The following is a 21,225-nucleotide window of genomic DNA, read 5'->3' as shown; positions in this document are numbered from 1 at the left end:
GGGGCGTAGTGACCGGGAGCACGCCGGTCGGTGTGCATACCCCGGCGTGTCGATGGGCAGATGGCTCGCGGAGTGGGCCCGACATCTCAACATGTGGTATTGAGGGGTCCGTCCCGGCCCGCTCGTTAGACTGAGCCGAACGCAGTACCGGATTTGAGGAGCGCACGTGGGCCTTGTCGTGCAGAAGTACGGCGGCTCCTCCGTTGCGGATGCCGAGGGCATCAAGCGCGTTGCCAAGCGGATCGTCGATGCCAAGAAGAGCGGCCACCAGGTGGTCGTCGTGGTCTCGGCGATGGGTGACACGACGGACGAGTTGATCGAGCTCGCCGAACAGGTATCTCCGATGCCTACCGGCCGCGAGTTCGACATGCTGCTGACCGCCGGAGAGCGGATCTCCATGGCCCTGCTGGCGATGGCGATCAAAAACCTCGGACACGAGGCGCAGTCGTTCACCGGCAGCCAGGCGGGTGTCATCACCGACTCCGTCCACAACAAAGCGCGCATCATCGACGTCACGCCGGGCCGCATCCGGACCGCGCTCGACCAGGGCAACATCGCGATCGTGGCCGGCTTCCAGGGCGTCTCCCAGGACAGCAAGGACATCACGACGCTGGGCCGGGGCGGCTCCGACACCACCGCGGTGGCGCTGGCGGCGGCCCTGGACGCCGAGGTGTGCGAGATCTACACCGACGTCGACGGCGTCTTCACCGCCGACCCGCGCGTGGTGAAGAAGGCGCAGAAGATCGACTGGATCTCGTCCGAGGACATGCTGGAGCTCGCCAGCTCCGGTTCCAAGGTGCTGCTCCACCGCTGCGTGGAGTACGCCCGCCGCTACAACATCCCGATCCACGTCCGGTCGTCGTTCTCCGGCCTCCAGGGCACCTGGGTCAGCAACGAGCCGCGAGAGGACCTGCAGGGCATGGAGCACGCGATCATCTCCGGTGTCGCGCACGACACATCCGAGGCCAAGGTGACGGTCGTCGGTGTGCCCGACAAGCCGGGCGAGGCCGCCGTCATCTTCCGGGCGATCGCGGACGCCGAGATCAACATCGACATGGTGGTGCAGAACGTGTCGGCCGCGGCCACCGGCCTGACCGACATCTCGTTCACCCTTCCCAAGGCCGACGGCCCGAAGGCGATCGAGGCCCTCAAGCGCGTCCAGGGCGGCATCGGCTTCGAGGCGCTGCGCTACGACGACCAGATCGCCAAGATCTCGCTGGTCGGCGCCGGCATGAAGACCAACCCGGGGGTCACGGCGCAGTTCTTCGAGGCGCTGTCCAACGCGGGCGTCAACATCGAGCTGATCTCCACCTCGGAGATCCGCATCTCGGTCGTCACCCGCGCCGACGACGTCAACGAGGCCGTGCGCGCCGTGCATTCCGCGTTCGGCCTGGACAGCGAAAGCGACGAAGCGGTCGTCTACGGAGGAACGGGCCGCTGAGCACCTCGATTCCGGTCGAGTGACCCGAATCCCTGGTCTATACCGCTTGATCGGAAGCCTGTAGGCGCCAGACAATTTCAGCTCCCTGTGTGTCGCAACCGCGCGACGCACAGGGAGCGTCCTTGTGTCAGCGCACTGCCCTACTGTGCTGCAGGCCGGGCGCGGCGCAACAGCGCCAGCAAAAAGGGGCATTGGGGAAGAGTTGGTACGCATGGGCATATGTGCTGCACCGCCAAAAACGGTGCCTCGGGCGTACAACCCTGACGGGGGGATGCGTGTCCAACAGTCGTGGCAGAGGCACTCGGCATCGAAGCGCCCCTCGTGGGGCTGGGCGGCGCCCCGGCGCGCCCGCACGTCCGGCGGCCGTCGCGCGCAGTCGGCGGGATCCCGGTGATCGCGCCCTGGCCTGTGGTGCAGGCGCCCGCGGACCGCGGCGACACTGACGGCGCGATGTCAGTCGGGACGACCGTCGACCACCTCACCGAGACCTACCGGGCCCACTACCGCTCGCTGCTCGGCCTCGCCGCGCTCCTGCTGGACGACACCGCCTCCTGCGAGGACGTCGTCCAGGAGGCCTTCATCCGCGTCCACTCGGCCCGCAAGCGGGTCCGCGAACCCGAGAAGACGCTCGCCTACCTCCGGCAGACCGTCGTCAACCTCTCCCGCTCCGCGCTCCGTCGCCGCATCATGGGCATGCGCCTGCTGTCCAAGCCCATGCCCGACATGGCGAGCGCCGAGGAGGGCGCGTACGAGGCGCTGGAGCGCGACGAGCTGAAGGCGGCCATGCGCAAACTGCAGCGCCGGCAGCGCGAGGTGCTCGTCCTGCGCTACTTCGCCGACATGACCGAAGCCCAAGTGGCCGAGACCCTCGGCATTTCCATAGGCTCGGTCAAGGCGTACGGCTCGCGCGGTCTCGCGGCGCTCCGCGTCGCGATGGAGGCCCCGGCATGACCAACCCGAACCCACCCGGCGGTATGGAACCTGAGAACGACATCAGCGGCGGCGGTCCCGAGGAACGGCTGAGCCCCGACGAACTGGCGCTGCGCCGGCTCATGCGTGACGCCGTCAGCGGCATCCAGCCCGGCCACGACACGCTGGAGCACCTGCGCCGCGCGGTCCCCGCCCGGCGGGCGCACCGGCGGCAGTTGCTGGCCGGCACGGCGGCCGCGTGCCTGCTCGCGCTGGTCGCGGTCCCCGCGGCCCTGCACGCCGCGAACATCTCCGGCTCCACCCAAGCCGGGACGGCCAACGCCTCCAGCGCCCAGGACACCGGCGGCACCAACGGCGAGCCGGACGGACCCGCCGCTGACGCCGGCACGCCGAGCCCGTCCGACGGCGACGGACGTCCCGACGCGGACCCCACGCGCACCGGCGGTTCCCAGGGGCAGGTCACCCCCGGGTCCTCGGGCCCCGCGGACCCCTCCGACACGCTCGCGGCCAACGCCCCGCTGTGCACCACCGGCGACCTCGGCAACGCCTCCGGCTACGCCGGCGCCGCCGACGGCTCCGGCCGGGTCAGCGGCTGGTTCCAGGTGGGGAACGTCTCCAAGGGCTCGTGCACCGTCGACGGCGGCGGTTCGGTGGGCTTCGCCGCCCAGGGCGCGGCCGAAGCGGCCCGCATCAGCGTCGTCGACCACACCGCGAACGACGGCACCACACTGCCCGACTCCCTCGGCAAGGCGCTGATCCTCAAGCCCGGGCAGAGCTACCGGGTCGAGTTCACCTGGGTCCCGGCCGCCGGCGGCCCGGGCGGCTGCACGCCCCCGTCCTCGCCGACGCCGACCGCGACCGCCACCGACAGCCCGACCGGCGAGGCGTCCGCGCCCCCGGCAGGTGAGAACGGCACCGGCCAGACCGGTCCGGCGGCCGTCGTCCTGAGCCACACCCCCGAGGCCGGAGCGCCCGTCGTCAACGCGACGATCGACGGCGCCTGCGCGGGGACGGTGTACAAGACCGGCGCCGTCGCCGCCCCGTAGCAGGGGGCGGTTCCCTGGGCCGGGCGCCCGCCCCGTACCGTGGACGGCGTGTACCGGTTCCTGCTGTCCCCCCGCTGGCTGGGCGGGCACCTCTTCATGGTGTGCGCCGTGGTCGTCTGCACGTTCATGGGCAGCTGGCAGCTGAGCCGGTTCGAGGCGCGCGTCGACAGCCACCGCGCCGCCCAGGACACGCCCGCGGCCGCCGCCCGCGACGCGGTGCCGCTGGAGCGCCTGCTGCCGCGTCCGTCCTCCGTGGTCACCACCGAGACGGTCGGCCGCGCCGTACGGGCCACCGGCCGCTACGACGCCGCGCACCAGTTCCTGGTTCCGGGCCGCGAGCTGGACGGACGTACCGGCTACTACGTGCTCACCCCGCTGCGGACCGGCGACGGCGAGGCCGTCCTGCCCGTCGTCCGCGGCTGGCTGCCCGGCGACGCGGACCGCGCGACCGCCGCCGGCGTGCCCGCGCCGCCGGCCGGCGAGGTCACCGTCACCGGGGCCCTGCAGGCCCCCGAGGGCGCCGACACCGACGGCGCGATCGACCGCGGCGGACTCCCCGGGGGACAGCTCGGGATCATCAGCGCGGCCTCCCTGGTCAACCTCGTCCCGTACCAGGTGTACGGCGCCTGGATCACCCAGACCGAGGGCGTCCACGCGCCGCTGCGGGCCGTCCCGCCCGTTGCGCCCAGCGGCACCGGCCTGGACCTCAAGGCCTTCCAGAACCTCGGCTACACCGGCGAGTGGTTCGTCTTCGCCGGCTTCGTGGTCTTCATGTGGTTCCGGCTCGTCCGGCGGGAGGCCGAGTCCCGGCGCGACGCCGAGCTCGGCCTCACCGAGGAGGAGGGGCCGGCCGCGGCCTCAGCCGCCGAGGTGGCGCCGGACGAAGTCCAGCTCCAGTCGTAGCTGCTTGATCCGCTCGTCGACGACGAGCGAGCCGTGCCCCGCGTCGTAGCGGTAGACCTCGTGCGCCTTGCCCAGGCCCGCCAGCCGCTCGACGTAGTTCTCGATCTGCCGGATCGGGCAGCGCGGGTCGTTCAGGCCCGCCGAGATGTAGACCGGGGCCTTGACCCGCGCCACGTACGTGATCGGCGAGGACGCCTCGTAGCGGTCCGGGACCTCCTCGGGGGAACCGCCGAACAGGGTGCGGTCCAGTGCCTTCAGCGCCTCCATCTCGTCGCCGTACGCCGTCACGTAGTCCGCGACCGGCACCGCCGCCAGGCCCACCGTCCACAGCTCGGGCCGGGTGCCCAGGCCCAGCAGCGTCAGGAAGCCGCCCCAGGAGCCGCCGGAGAGCACCAGCCGGGCCGGGTCGGCGAAGCCGGACTCCACCGCCCACGCGCGGACGGCCTCGATGTCCTCCAGCTCGATCAGGCCGACGCGGTGCTTGAGCGCGTCCGTCCACTCCCGGCCGTAGCCCGTGGAACCGCGGTAGTTGATCCGCACCACCGCGTAGCCGTGGTCGAGCCAGGCCGCCGGGCCGGCCGCGAAGGCGTCCGAGTCGTGCCAGGTCGGCCCGCCGTGGATCTCGAACACCGTCGGGTACGGGCCCTCGCCCGCCGCGGGCCGCTGGACGAGCGCGTGCACCCGGCCGCCGGGGCCGTCCACCCACACGTCCTCCACCGGCAGCGAGCCCGGGGCCCGCTCGCCCGGCGCCTCCAGCACCACCGCGCCGGTCGTCGACCGCACCTCCGAGGGCGCCGCCGCCGACGACCAGAGGAACTCCACCGTCCCGTCGGGCCGGGCCGTCGCGCCGCTCACCGAGCCCGCCGGGGTCTCCAGCCGGGTCAGCTCCCCGTCCGCCAGCCCGTAGCGGTAGATCTCGCTGCGGGCCCGGTAGGAGTGCACCACCAGCAGCGCGGTGCCGTCGGGGTACCACTCCGCCGCGACGTCGCCGGGCAGGTCGATCGCCAGCGAGGTCTGCGTGCCCGCCGTGACGTCCCAGACCATCGGCTCCCAGCGGCCACGCCGCTGGTGCGCCACCAGCAGCCGGGCGTCCCCGGGCACCGGGGCGAACCCCAGGCACTCCAGGCCCAGTTCCTTCGTGCCGCCCTCGCTGTCGTCCAGCTCCGCGACCGTCGTCCCGTCCGTCGTGACCACCCGCAGCGCCGAGTGCATCGCGTCGCCGTGCTCGGTGTGCTCGACGACGAGCAGCGTGCCGTCCTCCGACAGCGCGCCGACCCCGCCGGACTCCTCGTGCCGGTAGATCTCCACCGGCTCCGCCCCGGGACGCACGACGTGGACCGTCGTGCCCTCCTCGTCGCTGGAGCGGCCGACCACCGCCAGCCCCCCGCGGCCCAGCGCCAACCCCGCGGGGTACGAGGGCTCCAGGCCGGGCGCGGCCGGTTCGTCCGGACCGCCCTCGAAGGGCTGCCGCATCCAGACCCCGAACTCGTCCCCGTCGGTGTCCGCGAACCACCACACCCACGCGCCGTCCGGCGTCAGCGTCCCGTCCGACGTGCCGTTCGGCCGGTCGGTGACCTGCCGCTGCGCCCCGGTCGTCCGGTCCCACGCGTAGAGCTCGTAGGTACCCGTCGCATTCGACACGAACAGGCTGCGGTGGGGGGCGTCCTCGGCCCACTCCGGCAGTCCGACGCGTGGCGCCCGGAAGCGCTTCTCCCAATCCGGCATCCCAGCCATGACGTCGCTCATGCCACCATCAAACCCGATCGTGCCCCGCTGCGGACCGTGGGCGTCGTCACCTGCTGCGATCACGTCCCGGAACGACGATCAGCGCCGTCCCCCGGCCCAGGTCCACGCGCGACCGCGGGGGGCGCCGTCGCCCTCCTCGTCGCGCAGCAGGAGCGTCGCCCGTCGCTCGTCCAACTCGCTCCGCTTGCCGGGGGAGAAGCTCGCGTGCAGCTGCTCGAAGCCGGTCGCGGAGACCTGCCCGCTCCGCCCGGCCCACCGTCCCGCGCGCAGCACCTGGTCGACGAGGGCCACTGCGCACAGCAGGATCACCAGGCCCGGCAGCGTCATGAAGACCACGAACCCGACACCCATGGCCCCACCTTCGCACAGCGCCGCCGCGGCGGCGACGGCCCCGGCGGCATCCCGCTACCCTCGCGCCATGAACGCCGCCGAACAGCCCCTCGTCCCGCCGGGCTTCGCCGTCCCGGAGCCGCCCGCCACCGACCGCTTCCGCCTGGAACCCCTCGGCCCGCGGCACAACGCCGCCGACCACGCCGCCTGGACGGCCGGCATCGACCACATCCGCGCCACCCCCGGCTTCGAGGGCCGCTCCTGGCCGCCGCCGGACGGCATGACCCTCGAGGCCAACCTCGAGGACCTGCGCAAGCACGCGGAGGACTTCGAGCGGCGCACCGGCTTCACCTACACCGTCCTGTCCGTGCCCGGCGGCGACGTCATCGGCTGCGTGTACGTCTACGGCTCCCGTGCCGAGCCCGGTACCGTCGACGTCCGCTCCTGGGTCAGCGCCCCGCACGCCGCCCTGGACGCCGAACTCCACCGCGTCGTCCGCGACTGGCTGGCCCGCGCCTGGCCCTTCGAGCGCATCGCCTACGCGCCTCGCTGAACCGCCCCGCTGATCCCTTCCGGGGCGGCCCGGAGGTTCACCCCTTCGGCCCACCCGGGGCCGCCGCCACGCACGACGTGTGATGGGCTGATGACGCAGCGGAGTCGCGGGGGCGCGTCCGAGCGCTCCGCGACACGACCGGACCCGTCGCCCCCGGGCAGGACCCGGCGCCGCGTCCGGTGCTCCCCCGTCACACGGGCGCACGAGGAAGGCGTGGCGATGATCGCTGTCCTGGACACCGACGGGATACCCCGGCGTAGGCTGCGCGGCGCGCTCGCGGTGCTGAGCACCTGCGGGCTGCTGCTGACCGCGGCCTGCGCCACCGCCGTCCCGCCCCGGCCGGCGACACCCGGGGACGGCCGGGCGGCGGACCCCGTCGCGGGCGTGCCCCCGGAGCTGCGGCACTACTACGAGCAGCGCCTCGACTGGCGGTCCTGCCAGGACGTCCCCGGTTTCCAGTGCGCCACCGTGAGCGTGCCCCTGGACTACTCCCGCCCGGAGGCCGGCGACATCACCCTGACCGCCGCCCGCGTACGGGCCACCGGCGACGCCGCCGCCCACGTCGGCTCCCTCCAGATCAACCCCGGCGGCCCCGGCGAGTCCGCCGTCGACTACCTGGTCGCCGCCGCCGGCACCTTCTCCCCCGCCATGCGCTCCGCCTACGACCTGGTCGCCGTCGACCCCCGCGGCGTGGGGGAGAGCACCCCCGTCGACTGCGACACCGACACCCCGGCCACCCCCATGGGCTTCGGCCTGCGCGTCTCCGGCGACGCGGCGGGGATCGCCGACTCCTACGACGCGTTCCGGGACCTCGCCGAGGCCTGCGAGAAGCAGGCCGGCGAACTGCTGCCCCACCTCGGCACCCCCGACGCGGCACGTGACATGGACGTCGTACGCGCCCTCCTCGGCGACGAGCGCCTGCACTACCTCGGCTACTCCTACGGCACCTACCTGGGCGCCACCTACGCCGAGCTCTTCCCCTCGCGGGTCGGCCGCATGGTCCTCGACGGTGCCGTGGACCCCGCGATCGACGGCTACCACGAGAACCTGGACAGCACCGCCGGCTACCAGCTCGCCTGGGAGTCCTTCGCCGCCGACTGCGCCGACCGCCCCGACTGCCCGGTCGGCCACTCCGTCGCGGAGGCCGGCCGCGTCCTTGACCGCCTGGTGGACAAGCTGGACGCCGGCCCGCTGCGCCAGGGCAAGGACATCGCCGTCACCGGCGAGGACCTCCTCACCGCGGTCATCACGGCCCTACGCGAGGCGTCCTGGGAGGAACTGCGCACCATGCTGCGCCAGGCCCTGGCCGGCGACACCACGCACCTGCAGCAGTTCACCGGCACGGACGAGGACGACTCCGGCAACGCCGCGGACGCCCTGCTCGCCGTCGACTGCCTCAGCGCCACCCTCGGCGCCCGCTTCACCCCCGCCGAGGCCGAGGCCGCGCTGCCCGCCTTTCTGCGCGCCTCGCCCCAGTTCGGCGCCTCACTGGCCCCGTTCCTGGTGCTCTGCACCCACTGGCCCGTGGCGCCGATCCAGGACCCCCGCCCCATCGCCGCCCCCGGCGCCGCCCCGATCCTCGTCGTCGGCACCATCCGCGACCCCGCCACCCCGTACCCCTGGGCCCAGTCCCTCGCCCGCGAGCTCGACTCCGGCCGGCTCCTCACGTACGACGGGGACGGCCACACCGCCTACCACCGCGGCAGCCCCTGCATCGACGACGCCGTCGACCGCTACCTCGCCCACGGCGAACTCCCCGACCCGGGCACGGTCTGCGGCTGACGCGCGGCTGCCGAGCCGGGCCGGATCACCCAGGGGTGCGCGCGGCGGAGGTGTTCAGCGCTCGGTGCAGCCAGTCCGTCGTCAGCGTCCAGCGGGTCCCGGCGGAGTGCATCCAGTCGGGGGCGGGGTGGTTGCCGCCGGCCAGGGAATGGAGGAACCTCACCATTCCCATGTCGAACCGGTAGGTGGTGGCGGGTCCGCGCGCCCACATGACGACCGGCCATGCATCCGGATCGTCCCCCTCGGTCAACCAGCAGTACAGGTCACCGGCCTGGTTCTCGCCCCACGTGAGCAGACCGCCCGGCTCGGGGTGCATGGAGTAAGCGGTGCCGCCCCACTCGTCCTCGTCCCACCCTGTGAACAGCGGCGCGATCTCAGAGGCGTGCCAGTCGACGAAGCCCCTGAAACCGGAAGTCCGGCCAGGTGCGAGAGGAACGGAGGACGGCGCGTACACGAAGGACCTCAGCGAGTCCGGGGTGCCCGCGAAGCCGCCGCCGTACCTGTCGACGAACGCCCGGTAGTCCGAGGGGAATCCGAATCCCACCTCCGCTTGCGACCGCTCCCACGGCGGTCGGGCAACCGGCACGGCGGGTGGAGGCAGCAGCAAGGTCAGCCGTTCCAAGTGGTCGATCATTCTTCTCCGAATGCTTCAGCGGCCAAGAGTCAACAGGCCATGGCGCGGTCTCGCCGGACGCCCGCTCCCGTCCTGTCCTGGGCGGCATCGTCGACCGGGGCCGCGAGCGTCACGGTCTCCTCGTCCGTGTGCGCATCCCGGTCCGTAGAGCCTCGAGCTCCGTTCGGGGGAACGGGCGGCCCCAGTGGGAGGCGTAGCCCTCTTCGCCCAGCTCGAGAACGACCCGGTCGAAGGCGCGCACAGCCGCCCGTGCCAGCGCAGTGGCCTCGTGGCGTCCTGACCAGAGAACGGTGTCTGAGCTGTCGGGCGCTCGAAGGTCCTTTGCCTCGACCAGTCGGATGTCGACGTCGGACCCATCGCGGTGGAAGAACCACCGGTAGACCTGGGGTTCGCCCTCGAACTCGGCTCGTGTGTCCTCATCGCCGTCCACAAGCCTGGCAATCGCGTAGAGGAACTGCTCGGGCCCATCCGTGACGTACGAGGCGCACACTTCCGTCTCTGCCTGATCGTCGGCGACCCTGATGACGGCCCAGCCGTGGTGGCGCATCGTCCAAGTAATCGTGAGCGAAGCCATCCAACCCCCTGTGAGGCCTGCACCCTACGCCGTAGGCCGGCGGGAGCCGCTGCGGGCGTCGGAATCTCCGTACCGACGGCGACCGTCAGCAGTGCTCGTCACTCATGACTGCTCCGAGGACGATGAGCTGCCCGGGAGTCTGCGGCTCGGGGCCGAGCTGCTCGACCGCTCTTTTCACGTTGCCACCCACGAAGTTGGGCATCGGAACGTCGCCCGGGCCGGAGCGTGAAACCGTCGACGCGCCTGAGGCACGGGACGGGGCGGCGTGACCCCGAGACTCTCGAGGCTGAGGGGAGGCGCTGCACGCGGTGAGCCCGGTGAGGAGGGCGATGATGACGACCGATGTGACGGGGCGGGTACGCATGTCTCCCTCGGAGGTGGCCGTGATCCGGCGATCATCATTGCTGCCGTGCAGGGAGAAGGGAAGCGGCAGGCGGAGCCCACGACCGCTCCTGGTTCCCGGACGTCCGAACACGACGTCCCGCTCCAGGCCCAACCGCGTCCGGTGATCACTGAGAGTGCCGGCGCAACGGATGAGACCTTTGGCCGCGAAGGGGAGGAGCAGCAAGAGACGGCTTGATCGTCTCCCAGGTGGCTCCCCGTTCGGCTCCAGGAAAGAAAGAGGGCCAGGTACTCACGTGAGTACCTGGCCCTCTTACCTGGGTCGGGGTGGCGGGATTTGAACCCACGGCCTCTTCGTCCCGAACGAAGCGCGCTACCAAGCTGCGCCACACCCCGGTGTCGCGTCGTGGCTTTCGGCCCGGCGCGACGAGGATTACTCTAGCGGACCTCCCGCTGGAGACGAAATCCGGTTTTCGCGGGCGGCTCAGGCTCCCGGGGTCAGGGTGAGGAGGGTGGCCTCGGGCGGGCAGGCGAAGCGGACCGGGGTGTAGCGGTTGGTGCCGCAGCCCGCGGAGACGTGCAGGTAGGAGCGGTGCCCGGCGGCCCGGTGGGTGGACAGGCCCTTGACCCGGTCGGTGTCGATGTCGCAGTTGGTGACCAGCGCCCCGTAGAAGGGGATGCACAGCTGTCCGCCGTGGGTGTGTCCGGCGAGGATCAGCGGGTAGCGGTCGGCGGCGAAGGAGTCGAGCACGCGCAGGTACGGGGCGTGGACGACGGCGAGGGAGAGGTCGGCGTCCGTGTCGGGGCCCCCGGCGATCGCGGCGTAGCGGTCACGGCGGATGTGGGGGTCGTCGAGGCCCGCGAAGGCGATCTCGATGCCGTCGTCCAGCTTGAGGCGGCCTCGGGTGTTGTTGACCCCGACCCATCCGGCCACGTCGAAGGCGTCGCGGACCTCTTCCCAGGGGTTGCGGGTGACGCCGATCGCCGGGTCGTTCTTGCCGTTGAGGCCGTGCTGGCCCCGGACGCGCTCGATCAGGTAGCGGGCGGGGTTGCGCAGCTTGGGGGCGTAGTAGTCGTTCGAGCCGAAGACGTACGCCCCGGGAAGGTCGAGCAGCGGGCCGAGGGCGTCGAGCAGCTCGGGGACGCCGTGGGGGTCGGAGAGGTTGTCGCCGGTGTTCACGACGAAGTCCGGACGCAGCCCGGCCAGCGACTGCAGCCAGCGGCGCTTCTTGTCCTGGCCGCTGACCATGTGGATGTCGGAGAGCTGCAGGACGCGGATCGGCCGCATCCCGGCCGGCAGCACCGGTACCCGGACCCTGCGCAGGCGGAAGGACCGCACCTCGATTCCGGCCGCGTAGGCCACGCAGGCGGCTCCGGCGACTGTGATGCCCAGGGGTACTCCGTATCGCGCGCGCATGCCCTCCATGGTGGCAGACGGCTCGTCAGGGATAAATTTCCGGCCCTCCCGGTGGCGACCTGGCAGACTCGACGCCATGACCACCACGCTCAAGCAGCGTCTGCACGACGACCTCACGGCTGCCATCAAGGGACGGGACGAGCTGATCTCGTCCACCATCCGCCTCACCCTCACCGCGATCACCAAGGAGGAGGTCGCGGGCAAGGAGGCGCGCGAGCTCTCCGACGACGAGGTGCTGAAGGTGATCGCCCGCGAGGCGAAGAAGCGCCGGGAGGCCGCCGAGGCCTTCGGGCAGGGCGGCCGCAAGGAGTCCGCGGAGCGCGAGCTGGCCGAGGGCGCCGTGCTGGACGCCTACCTGCCCAAGCAGCTGGACGACGCGGAGCTGGCCGGGATCGTCGCCGCGGCGATCGCGGAGTCGGGGGCCGAGGGGCCCAAGGCGATGGGCGCGGTCATGAAGATCGTGAACCCGAAGGTCGCGGGTCTGGCCGAGGGCGGCCGGGTCGCGGCCGAGGTGCGCAAGCAGCTCGCCGGCGGCTGACGGCGCCGCGGGCAGCGGACGACGGAAGGGGCGCCGGGACCGAACGGTCCCGGCGCCCCTTCGGCGTCACGTCGTGTCCCGGGGGGATCAGCCCGCCCCGGTGCCGCCCGTCTCGGGGACGACGCCGGTCCCGGCGCCGGGGCCGCCGTTGTTCCCGCCGCCGCGGCCGTTGCCGCCACCGGTGGTGAAGCCGTTGCCGCCGTCGCCGCCCGCGGTGTCGCCGCCGAAGATGCCGCCGAAGAGGCCACCGTCGTCCCCGCCGTTGCCGCCGCCGTTGCCGTTGCCCCCGTTGTCGCCGGGGCCGTGGTGGTCGTCATCGTGGTCGCGGGGCTTCTCGGGCTCGCGGATGGCGACCGTCGGCAGGCTGGCGGAGGTCGTTCCCGTCAGGGCGCCGGACATGGCGTCCCGCCAGATGGGGCCCGGGGTGTCGGCGCCGAAGACCTTGGCGTGGTAGACGCCGCCGATGGTGATGTTGGTCATGTGGCGCTTGTGGGCCGGGTCGCCGACCCAGACCGCGCCGGCCATGTCGCTGGTGTAGCCCACGAACCAGGCGGCGTAGCGCTCGTCGGTCGTACCGGTCTTGCCCGCGCTGTCACGGTCGGACAGACCGGCCTGCTGGCCGGTGCCGTCCTCGACCACGCCCTTGAGCAGGGTGTTCAGGGTGGCCGCGGTCTGCTCGGTCATGGCCCGCTCGCAGTCGGTCTTGGGCACCGGCAGCTTCTTGCCGCTCGCGTCGGTGATCGACTGGATGGCGACCGGGGTGCAGTACACGCCCTTGTTGGCGAAGGTCGCGTAAGCGTTCGCCATGGTCAGCGGCGAGACCTCCTGCGAACCCAGGGTGAGGGAGGGCACCTGGCTGAGCTTCTTGCCGTTGGCCCGCTGGACGCCCATGGAGTCGGCCATCTTGACCACCGGGCAGACGCCGATGTCGCTGATCAGCTGGACGTAGTAGGTGTTGACCGACTTCGCGGTCGCTTCCTTCATCGAGTACGGGCCCTTCTCGGACTCGTTCTCGTTCGACACCGTCGCGTTCTCGGTGTTGAGCCAGTTGCCGCCGCAGGTCGTGACCGGGCTCGGGTAGGGCATCTCGTAGGGCGACGGGTAGGTCTGCGCCGGGTCGGTGCCCTGCTCTATGGCCGCGGCCGCGGTGATCGGCTTGAAGGTCGAACCGGGCTGGTATCCGACGCCGCCGCCCATGGCCTGGTTGACCGAGAGGTTGATCTGGGTCTGGTTCTTCCCGAAGCCGTACGGGCGGGACTGGCCCATCCCGATGATCTTGCCCGTGCCGGGCTGGACCAGCGTCACGGCGGTGGCGACGTCGTCGCTCTTGTACACGTGCCGGCTGATCGAGTCCTGGACGGACCGCTGCGCCTTCGGGTCGAGGGTGGTGCGGATGGTGAGGCCGCCCTGGTCCCAGCGCTTGGAGCGCTCGGACTTGGTCTTGCCGAAGGTCTTGTCGGTGAGGAAGACCTGGCGCACGTAGTCGCAGAAGAAGCCGGCGCCGTTCACGGCGGTGATGCAGCCGTTCTTGGGCTGGGTCACCTTGAGGCCGAGCGGCTTCTTCTTGCCCTCGTCGGCCTCCGCCTGCGTGATGTCCTTCATGTCGGCCATGCGCTGCAGCACCACGTCGCGGCGCTTCTTGGCCTCTTCCGGGTCGTTCACGGGGTCGTAGCGGCTCGGCGACTGGACGAGGCCGGCCAGCAGCGCGGACTCGGTGAGCGACAGGTTCTTGGCGGACTTGCTGAAGTAGCGCCGGGCGGCGGACTCGACCCCGTAGGCCTGCTCGCCGAAGAACGTGATGTTGAGGTAGTTCTCGAGGATCTTCTGCTTCCCCAGCTCCTGCTCGAGCTGGATCGCGTACTTCATCTCCTTGATCTTGCGACCGAGGGTCTGCTGGGTGGCCTGCTGGACCTTGGTGGGGTCGTCGCCGGCCTCCTCGACGAAGACGTTCTTGACGTACTGCTGCGTCAGGGTGGACGCGCCCTCGGAGACACCGCCCTCCTGGGCGTTCTTGTTGAGCGCGCGCAGGATGCCCTTGACGTCGATGGCGCCGTGCTCGTAGAAGCGGGCGTCCTCGATGGCCACGATGGCCTGCTGCATCGACTTGCTGATCTTGTCGAGCCCCACGACCTTGCGGTCGCGCGAGTAGACGGTCGCGATCAGGTCGCCCTTGGTGTCCAGGATCTGGGTGCTCTGGGAGAGCGGCGGTCGCTTGAGCTCGCCCGGCAGGGAGTCGAACCCGGCCGCGGTGCCCTTGGCGCTCAGTCCGAGTGCCCCTGCCGCCGGCAGGGCGATGCCGGCCAGTACGACGCCGGCCAGGACACTGACGCCCAGGAACTTGGCGGCCTGCTGCGCGGAACTGGTGCCGCCGCTGCTGGTGGGGCGCGATCGCTTGTGACCCATGGGGTGCAGCTTACGTTGCCATTCCCGGGACGTGGGCATGCTTGTTCGCCTACTCTGTAACAGACAGGCGCCAACACTGCGCACACGTCTGTCCTCCGTCATCACTCTTGTGGGTGATGAGAACTGCCCGAATTCCTGTCATATGCCAGCCATGTGGCTTGGATCTCAGGCCCCAGAAGTGGCGAGCTGACCGTTTTGCGGCGATTCGCCCGTTCTGTCGTCGGCTCACTCCGTCGGGTGATCTGCCGCATACCCATAGTCCGTTCGGGCCATTCAAGATTGGGCCTGAAAGGGCTGTTGCGCCGTGCCCACCTTCCGTAACGTCCTCAACTGGCAACGGTGAATATGCCGCTTGCCGCCGTGGGGGAGCCTCGATTCGGGAGAGGACGGCGCCAGCATGAGCAGCTGGGTTACGGACTGGAGTACGCAGGCCGCGTGCCGCACGACGGATCCGGATGAACTTTTCGTCCAGGGAGCGGCCCAGAACAGGGCCAAGGCGGTGTGCACCGGCTGCCCGGTGCGCACCGAGTGCCTGGCCGACGCCCTGGACAACCGCGTCGAATTCGGCGTCTGGGGCGGGATGACCGAGCGGGAGCGCAGGGCGCTGCTGCGCCGGCGTCCCACGGTCACCTCGTGGCGCAGGCTGCTGGAGACGGCGCGCACGGAGTACGAGCGCAGCACGGGTGTGCTCCCGCTCGACGACGAGGGCTACGACGGGGACTACGACGACTACGCAGCCGTCGGCTGACCCTGCGCGAGGCGTTCGCCGATCGCGCGCAGGCCCTCGAGGTCGTGGACGTCGCCGGGCAGGGCCGCGACGTCCACCATGGGCACGTCCGGGTGCACGGAGACGAAGCGGTCGCGGGTGCGCCGCTCGCGCGCGACCAGCTGCATCCGTTCGGCGTGCAGGCGCAGCAGGCCGGCGGCGAGACGGTCGGCGTCCAGTGGGTCCGTCTCCGCGGGCCGGTCCGCTGCGGGGTCCTGCGCGGGTGCCGCGGGTGCGGTGGCGGCCGGGGAGCCGGTGGGCGATTCGGGAGAGCTCGTGTCCGCACTGTCCGTACTGGGGGTCCCTTCGCCGCCGTCGGCCGTACGGAGTCCAGCTTTCCCGCCGGGCTGATCCACAATGCCGACGCTTTGAAGATTTTCTGCAGATTCGTCAAACTCCCCGGTCAGCCGGGGAGTTGACGGTTCCCCGGCCGCGGGACCGGCCTCGTCGGTGCCGAGGGCGCCCGGGTGGTCCACGGCGTCCACGTCGTCGGGGTCTGCGGGGTCGTCCGCCGCGGTCAGGTCGTCCAGGGCCTCCGCCGCCGCCAGCGCCCGCTCCGCCGTGAGCTGCGCCGCCCCGCTGCCGTGCACGCGGTTGAGCACCAGCCCGGCGAGCGGCATGTTCTCCGCCGCCAGCCGCTCCACGAAGTACGAGGCCTCCCGCAGCGCGTCCCGCTCCGGTGCGGCCACCACCAGGAACGCCGTGCCGTTCGCCTGGAGCAGCTTGTAGGTGGCGTCCGCGCGGGAGCGGAAGCCGCCGAACATCGAGTCCATCGCCGCCACGAAGGTCTGCACGTCGCGCAGCAGGTGCGCGCCCATGACCTTGCTGAGCGTGCCGGTCATCATCGACATCCCGACGTTGAGGAACTTCACGCCGGCCCGCCCGCCGACCTTCGCGGGGGCCATGAGCAGCCGGATGAAGCGACCGTCCAGGAAGGACCCCAGCCGCTTCGGGGCGTCCAGGAAGTCCAGTGCCGACCGGCTCGGCGGGGTGTCGACGATGATCAGGTCCCACGCGTCGAGCGCGCGCAGCTGGCCCAGCTTCTCCATGGCCATGTACTCCTGCGTGCCGGCGAAGCCCGCGGAGAGCGACTGGTAGAAGGGGTTGTCCAGGATCGCCCGGGCCCGTTCCCGGTCCGAGTGCTGCAGCACGACCTCGTCGAAGGTCCGCTTCATGTCGAGCATCATCGCGTGCAGTTCACCGCCCGCGGACTCGTCGATGCCGGCGACCTTGCGCGGGGTGTTGTCCAGTTCCGAGAGCCCCATGGACTGCGCCAGCCGGCGTGCCGGGTCGATGGTCAGCACGACGGCCTTGCGGCCGCGCTCGGCGGCGCGGACGCCCAGCGCCGCGGCCGTGGTGGTCTTGCCGACCCCTCCGGAGCCGCAGCAGACGACGATCCGGGTCCTCGGATCGTCGATCAACGGGTCGATGTCCAATACCGGACTCTCCAGGCTCATGCGACCCCCAGCCCCTGCTTCCGCAGATTTTCAGCCAATCTGTACAACCCGCCGAGATCGACCCCGTCGCCCATCAGCTCCAGCTCGTACGCCGGCAGGCCCAGCGCGGTCAGCTCCTCGCGCTGGGCGCGCTCCAGGGCCACCCGTTCCGCGTGCTCGTGAGCCTGCGCCAGCAGCGGGTCGACGAGCCGCTCCGCGAGGCCGCCGCGCCGCGCGCCGCCCAGCCCGGCCTGGGAGAGGGCCTTGGCGATCGCCGTGCGCCGCCCGTCGCGCGCCGTGGCCACGGCGGCGCCGTCCATCACCACAGGGCGCACCATGTTGATGACCACGGCGCCGGTCGGCAGACCCGCCGCGCGCAGCTCCTCCACACCGTCCACGGTCTCCTGGACCGGCATCTCCTCCAGGAGGGTGACCAGGTGCACGGCCGTCTCCGGGGACTTCATCACCCGCATCACGGCCTGCGCCTGATTGTGTATCGGGCCGAACCGGGCCAGCCCGGCGACCTCGTCGTTGACGTTGAGGAAGCGGGTGATCCGGCCGGTGGGCGGCGCGTCCAGCACCACGGCGTCGTACGACCGCCAGCCGGCCCGGTCCTTGCGGCGCACCGCCTCGCAGACCTTGCCGGTCAGCAGGACGTCGCGCAGGCCCGGGGCGACCGTGGTCGCGAAGTCGATCGCGCCCAGCTTCTTCAGGGCCCGGCCCGCCCGGCCGAGCTTGTAGAACATGTCGAGGTAGTCCAGCAGCGCCTGTTCCGCGTCGATGGCCAGGGCGTGGACCTCGCCGCCGCCCGGGGCCACCGCGATCTTGCGCTCCTCGTAGGGGAGCGCCTCGGTCTCGAAGAGCTGGGCGATGCCCTGGCGCCCCTCGACCTCCGTCAGCAGCGTCCGCCGTCCCTCGGCGGCGAGGGCGAGTGCCAGCGCCGCGGCGACGGTCGTCTTCCCCGTGCCGCCCTTGCCCGTCACGATGTGCAGCCTCACACCTGCGAGCCTAACCAGTCGAGGGCGGGGCTACGCAGGGGCGTGGCTGTGCCAGGCATTACAGTCCCCTCATGACCAAGTGGGAATACGCGACCGTGCCGCTGCTGGTGCACGCGACGAAGCAGATCCTGGACACCTGGGGCGAGGACGGCTGGGAGCTCGTCCAGGTCGTGCCGGGCCCCAACAACCCCGAGCAGTTGGTGGCCTACCTCAAGCGGGAGAAGAACGCGTGAGCGCCGTCGAGCAGCGGCTCGCCGAGCTGGGGCTGACCCTGCCCGCCGTGGCCGCGCCGCTCGCCGCGTACGTCCCGGCCGTCCGGTCCGGCGCGTACGTGTACACATCCGGTCAGCTGCCCGTCGTCGAGGGCAAGCTGACCTGCACCGGCAAGGTCGGTGCCGAGGTGACCGCGGAGGAGGCCAAGCAGCTCGCCCGTACCTGCGCGCTCAACGCCCTCGCCGCGGTCCGCTCCGTCGTGGGTGACCTCGACCGCGTCAAGCGCGTCGTGAAGGTCGTCGGCTTCGTCGCCTCCGCCCCTGACTTCACCGGTCAGCCGGGCGTCGTCAACGGCGCGAGCGAGCTGCTCGGCGAGGTCCTCGGCGACAAGGGCGTGCACGCCCGCAGCGCCGTCGGGGTGGCCGTGCTGCCGCTCGACGCGCCCGTCGAGGTCGAGATCCAGGTCGAGGTCGAGGACTGACGTCCGGTACCCCTCCGGCGGGCCGCGCCCCGGCCGCCGGAGGGGCGCCCGGGCCCGCCGCCCGGTCCGGGCCCTATCGAACATCTCCGCGGAAGCGCATAGCATCCGCCCCATGACCACCACGAACGGCCAGTGGTTCCCGCCGACCTGGCCCGAGCGGATCCGCGCCCTCACCGCGGGCACCCTGGAGCCCGTCGTGCCGCGCCGTGCGGCGACGGTCCTGCTGCTGCGGGACGCCGACGGCGGTCCCGCCGTGCACATGCTGCGGCGCCGGGCGTCGATGGCGTTCGCCGCGGGCGCGTACGCCTATCCGGGTGGCGGGGTGGACCCGCGCGACGAGCGCCCGGTGGCCTGGACGGGCCCCTCGCCGGAGACCTGGGCCGCCCGGCTGGGCCGGGGACTGGACCCCGCCTCGGCGCAGGCGATCGTGTGCGCGGCCGTGCGCGAGACCTTCGAGGAGTCCGGCGTGCTGCTGGCCGGGCCCGACGAGGCGTCCGTCGTCGCGGACACCACCGGCGAGGACTGGGAGGCGGACCGCCGCGCCCTGGTCTCGCGGGAGCTGTCCTTCGCCGACTTCCTCGACCGGCGCGCGCTCGTGCTCCGCTCCGACCTGCTCGGTCCCTGGGCCCGCTGGATCACCCCGGAGTTCGAGGAGCGCCGCTACGACACCTGGTTCTTCCTGACGGCGCTTCCGCCCGGCCAGCGCACCCGTGACGTGTCGGGGGAGGCGGACCGCACGGTGTGGCTGCGGCCCGCCGAAGCGGTGGACGGCTACGACCGCGGCGAGATGACCATGCTGCCGCCGACCATCGCGACGCTGCGGGAACTGCTCCCGTACGGGTCCGCGGCGGCGGCCCTGGCCTCCGCCGCGGCGGGACGCGACCTCACCCCCGTGCTGGCGAGGGCCGCCCTCGTGGGCGACGAGATCGTGCTGACCTGGCCCGGCCACGACGAGTTCACCAAGCGCATGGGAGCCGCCGAATGACCTCGGCCCTTCAGCCCGGCGACCCCCGCGCCGGGATCGGCGGGCGGGCGACCGCCCGCGCGGTCTGCGTGCTCGCGCCGAACCCCTCGCCGATGACGCTGGACGGCACGAACACCTGGATCGTCTCCGAGCCGGACTCCGAGCTCGCCGTCGTCATCGACCCGGGCCCGCTCGACGAGGGCCACCTGAACACCGTGGTCTCCACCGCGCACTCCCTCGGCAAGAGGATCGCCCTCACCCTGCTGACGCACGGCCACCCCGACCACGCCGAGAGCGCCGCGCGCTTCGCCGAGCTGACCGGTACGGCCGTGCGCGCCCTGGACCCGGCGCTGCGGCTGGGCGAGGAGGGCCTCGGCGCGGGCGACGTCGTCACCACCGGCGGCCTGGAGCTGCGCGTCGTACCCACCCCCGGGCACACCGCGGACTCGCTCTCCTTCCACCTGCCCGCCGACCGGGCGGTGCTCACCGGCGACACCGTGCTCGGCCGCGGCACCACGGTCGTCGCCCACCCCGACGGGCGGCTGGGCGACTACCTTGACTCGCTGCGCCGCCTGCAGGCCCTGACGATGCACGACGGCGTCGCCACCGTCCTGCCGGGCCACGGCCCGGTCCTGGCCGACGCGCGGGGCGCCGTCGAGTTCTACCTCGCCCACCGCGCCCACCGCCTGGCCCAGGTCGAGACGGCCGTGGAGCAGGGCCTGACGACGCCCTCGGAGGTCGTCGCCCACGTGTACGCGGACGTCGACCGCGCCCTGTGGCCGGCCGCCGAGCTGTCGGTGCGGGCGCAGCTGGACTACCTGCTGGAGCACGGGCTGATCTGACGGCCCCACCAGCACCGCGGACGCCGAAGGGGCGCCCACCTCCGGGTGGGCGCCCCTTCTCGTACGCGTACGGGCGTCAGCGCGAGCGCTTGGCCAGCCGCTCGACGTCCAGCAGGATGACCGCCCGCGCCTCCAGGCGCAGCCAGCCGCGGCCCGCGAAGTCGGCGAGGGCCTTGTTGACGGTCTCGCGGGAGGCGCCCACCAGCTGGGCGAGTTCCTCCTGCGTCAGGTCGTGCACGACGTGGATGCCCTCCTCGGACTGCACGCCGAAGCGGCGCGACAGGTCCAGCAGCGCCTTGGCCACGCGGCCCGGCACGTCGGAGAAGACCAGGTCGGACATGACGTCGTTGGTGCGGCGCAGGCGCCGGGCGACGGCGCGCAGCAGGGCCGTCGAGACCTCGGGGCGGGCGTTGAGCCAGGGCTGCAGGTCGCCGTGGCCGAGGCCGAGCAGCTTCACCTCGGTTAGCGCGGTCGCGGTCGCCGTGCGCGGGCCGGGGTCGAAGAGCGACAGCTCGCCGATCAGCTCGCCGGGTCCGACGACGGCGAGCATGTTCTCGCGGCCGTCGGGGGAGGTGCGGTGCAGCTTCACCTTGCCCTCGGTGACGACGTACAGCCGGTCCCCGGGTTCCCCCTCGTGGAACAGCGAGTCGCCACGCGCGAGCGTGACCTCCGTCATGGAGGCGCGCAGTTCAGCGGCCTGCTCATCGTCGAGCGCCGCGAAAAGCGGTGCGCGCCGCAGAACGTCGTCCACGAGCTCTCTCCTTGTCGACATCGCTGGGTCGGTCCCCATCATGCCCGACAGCAAAACAGTGCGATCAATCACAAGTCTGTCTTATGTGCTCGTGTGATTGTGCCCCGGGGGTCCGTTTGGGGGCCGGATCCCTGC

21 protein-coding genes and 1 tRNA gene are annotated in these 21,225 nt (G+C 72.0%); 12 read left to right on the top strand and 10 right to left on the bottom strand.

The window, feature by feature from the left end:
- The first annotated feature begins 166 nt into the window (after window positions 1–166).
- The 4 genes from ACFZAU_RS09155 to ACFZAU_RS09140 all read left to right on the top strand — a co-directional run bounded on the left by ACFZAU_RS09155 (window position 167) and on the right by ACFZAU_RS09140 (window position 4,320).
- Window positions 167–1,441, top strand: a complete 1,275-nt coding sequence (locus ACFZAU_RS09155) for an aspartate kinase (protein WP_499604920.1) — start codon at window positions 167–169, stop codon at window positions 1,439–1,441.
- A gap of 390 nt (window positions 1,442–1,831) precedes the next feature.
- A complete protein-coding gene (locus tag ACFZAU_RS09150; RefSeq protein ID WP_499605048.1) occupies window positions 1,832–2,392 on the top strand; it encodes a SigE family RNA polymerase sigma factor in 561 nt (186 codons plus the stop codon).
- On the top strand, window positions 2,389–3,417 hold the full coding sequence (locus ACFZAU_RS09145) for a hypothetical protein (protein WP_500551649.1): 1,029 nt from the start codon (window positions 2,389–2,391) through the stop codon (window positions 3,415–3,417). Before ACFZAU_RS09150 ends, ACFZAU_RS09145 begins: the two co-directional genes overlap by 4 nt.
- A gap of 48 nt (window positions 3,418–3,465) precedes the next feature.
- Window positions 3,466–4,320 carry an SURF1 family protein gene (locus ACFZAU_RS09140; protein WP_500551648.1) on the top strand — a complete coding sequence of 285 codons (855 nt, stop codon included), beginning with the start codon at window positions 3,466–3,468 and terminating at the stop codon, window positions 4,318–4,320.
- On the opposite strand, the gene ACFZAU_RS09135 is transcribed toward ACFZAU_RS09140, so the two are convergent.
- Together ACFZAU_RS09135 and ACFZAU_RS09130 are read right to left on the bottom strand one after the other, a co-directional pair.
- Window positions 4,276–6,066: a S9 family peptidase gene (locus ACFZAU_RS09135; RefSeq protein ID WP_500551647.1), complete on the bottom strand. Its 1,791-nt coding sequence runs from the start codon at window positions 6,064–6,066 to the stop codon at window positions 4,276–4,278. The two genes, ACFZAU_RS09140 and ACFZAU_RS09135, sit on opposite strands and share 45 nt — an antisense overlap.
- Window positions 6,067–6,144: 78 nt before the next feature.
- Window positions 6,145–6,417, bottom strand: a complete 273-nt coding sequence (locus tag ACFZAU_RS09130) for a DUF6191 domain-containing protein (RefSeq protein ID WP_500551646.1) — start codon at window positions 6,415–6,417, stop codon at window positions 6,145–6,147.
- A 67-nt stretch (window positions 6,418–6,484) separates the two neighbouring features.
- Between ACFZAU_RS09130 and ACFZAU_RS09125 the strand changes: the two genes are divergently transcribed.
- Together ACFZAU_RS09125 and ACFZAU_RS09120 are read left to right on the top strand one after the other, a co-directional pair.
- On the top strand, window positions 6,485–6,949 hold the full coding sequence (locus ACFZAU_RS09125; RefSeq protein ID WP_500551645.1) for a GNAT family N-acetyltransferase: 465 nt from the start codon (window positions 6,485–6,487) through the stop codon (window positions 6,947–6,949).
- A gap of 219 nt (window positions 6,950–7,168) precedes the next feature.
- Window positions 7,169–8,731, top strand: coding sequence for an alpha/beta hydrolase (locus tag ACFZAU_RS09120; protein WP_500551644.1), 1,563 nt, complete (start codon window positions 7,169–7,171; stop codon window positions 8,729–8,731).
- 25 nt (window positions 8,732–8,756) lie between these two features.
- Here ACFZAU_RS09120 and ACFZAU_RS09115 read toward each other — a convergent pair whose 3' ends face one another.
- The 4 genes from ACFZAU_RS09115 to ACFZAU_RS09100 form a co-directional block, all read right to left on the bottom strand.
- A complete protein-coding gene (locus ACFZAU_RS09115; protein ID WP_500551643.1) occupies window positions 8,757–9,275 on the bottom strand; it encodes an SMI1/KNR4 family protein in 519 nt (172 codons plus the stop codon).
- 199 nt (window positions 9,276–9,474) lie between these two features.
- Window positions 9,475–9,939, bottom strand: a complete 465-nt coding sequence (locus ACFZAU_RS09110; RefSeq protein ID WP_500551642.1) for a hypothetical protein — start codon at window positions 9,937–9,939, stop codon at window positions 9,475–9,477.
- A 664-nt stretch (window positions 9,940–10,603) separates the two neighbouring features.
- Window positions 10,604–10,677, bottom strand: a tRNA-Pro gene (locus ACFZAU_RS09105).
- Window positions 10,678–10,765: 88 nt separating this feature from the next.
- Window positions 10,766–11,698, bottom strand: a complete 933-nt coding sequence (locus tag ACFZAU_RS09100) for a metallophosphoesterase (protein ID WP_499604938.1) — start codon at window positions 11,696–11,698, stop codon at window positions 10,766–10,768.
- Between the two features lie 76 nt (window positions 11,699–11,774).
- Between ACFZAU_RS09100 and ACFZAU_RS09095 the strand changes: the two genes are divergently transcribed.
- Window positions 11,775–12,236, top strand: a complete 462-nt coding sequence (locus ACFZAU_RS09095; RefSeq protein ID WP_500551641.1) for a GatB/YqeY domain-containing protein — start codon at window positions 11,775–11,777, stop codon at window positions 12,234–12,236.
- Between the two features lie 87 nt (window positions 12,237–12,323).
- On the opposite strand, the gene ACFZAU_RS09090 is transcribed toward ACFZAU_RS09095, so the two are convergent.
- Complete coding sequence (locus ACFZAU_RS09090; protein WP_500551640.1) at window positions 12,324–14,639, bottom strand: transglycosylase domain-containing protein; 2,316 nt, start codon at window positions 14,637–14,639, stop codon at window positions 12,324–12,326.
- Window positions 14,640–15,036: 397 nt separating this feature from the next.
- Here ACFZAU_RS09090 and ACFZAU_RS09085 point away from each other — a divergent pair, with 397 nt between their 5' ends.
- Entirely contained in the window at window positions 15,037–15,387 is a 351-nt protein-coding gene (locus ACFZAU_RS09085; RefSeq protein ID WP_499604943.1) for a WhiB family transcriptional regulator, read from the top strand.
- On the opposite strand, the gene bagB is transcribed toward ACFZAU_RS09085, so the two are convergent.
- A complete protein-coding gene (gene bagB, locus ACFZAU_RS09080) occupies window positions 15,369–16,862 on the bottom strand; it encodes an ATPase BagB (RefSeq protein ID WP_500551639.1) in 1,494 nt (497 codons plus the stop codon). The two genes, ACFZAU_RS09085 and bagB, sit on opposite strands and share 19 nt — an antisense overlap.
- Window positions 16,859–17,839, bottom strand: a complete 981-nt coding sequence (gene bagA / locus ACFZAU_RS09075; protein ID WP_499604946.1) for an ATPase BagA — start codon at window positions 17,837–17,839, stop codon at window positions 16,859–16,861. Before bagA ends, bagB begins: the two co-directional genes overlap by 4 nt.
- A 71-nt stretch (window positions 17,840–17,910) precedes the next feature.
- Here bagA and sp36 point away from each other — a divergent pair, with 71 nt between their 5' ends.
- From sp36 to ACFZAU_RS09055, 4 genes are all read left to right on the top strand, one after another.
- On the top strand, window positions 17,911–18,072 hold the full coding sequence (gene sp36 / locus ACFZAU_RS09070; RefSeq protein WP_319134706.1) for a Sp36 family protein: 162 nt from the start codon (window positions 17,911–17,913) through the stop codon (window positions 18,070–18,072).
- The gene (locus ACFZAU_RS09065) at window positions 18,069–18,533 is read left to right on the top strand and encodes a RidA family protein (protein WP_499604949.1); all 465 of its coding nucleotides are present in this window, start codon (window positions 18,069–18,071) and stop codon (window positions 18,531–18,533) included. Before sp36 ends, ACFZAU_RS09065 begins: the two co-directional genes overlap by 4 nt.
- A gap of 112 nt (window positions 18,534–18,645) precedes the next feature.
- Window positions 18,646–19,518 carry an NUDIX hydrolase gene (locus ACFZAU_RS09060; protein WP_500551638.1) on the top strand — a complete coding sequence of 291 codons (873 nt, stop codon included), beginning with the start codon at window positions 18,646–18,648 and terminating at the stop codon, window positions 19,516–19,518.
- The gene (locus tag ACFZAU_RS09055; protein ID WP_500460622.1) at window positions 19,515–20,339 is read left to right on the top strand and encodes an MBL fold metallo-hydrolase; all 825 of its coding nucleotides are present in this window, start codon (window positions 19,515–19,517) and stop codon (window positions 20,337–20,339) included. The genes ACFZAU_RS09060 and ACFZAU_RS09055 overlap by 4 nt, the downstream gene beginning before the upstream one ends.
- A 76-nt stretch (window positions 20,340–20,415) precedes the next feature.
- Here the strand turns inward: ACFZAU_RS09055 and ACFZAU_RS09050 are convergent, their stop codons facing one another.
- Window positions 20,416–21,090, bottom strand: a complete 675-nt coding sequence (locus ACFZAU_RS09050; RefSeq protein ID WP_431950174.1) for a Crp/Fnr family transcriptional regulator — start codon at window positions 21,088–21,090, stop codon at window positions 20,416–20,418.
- Between the last annotated feature and the right edge of the window lie 135 nt (window positions 21,091–21,225).

The sequence above is a fragment of the Streptomyces sp. NPDC008238 genome, from assembly GCF_042956445.1.
Classification (GTDB): Bacteria; Actinomycetota; Actinomycetes; order Streptomycetales; family Streptomycetaceae; genus Actinacidiphila.
The sequence above is the reverse complement of the archived record's forward strand: the minus strand, read 5'-3'. Positions and strand labels throughout refer to the sequence as shown.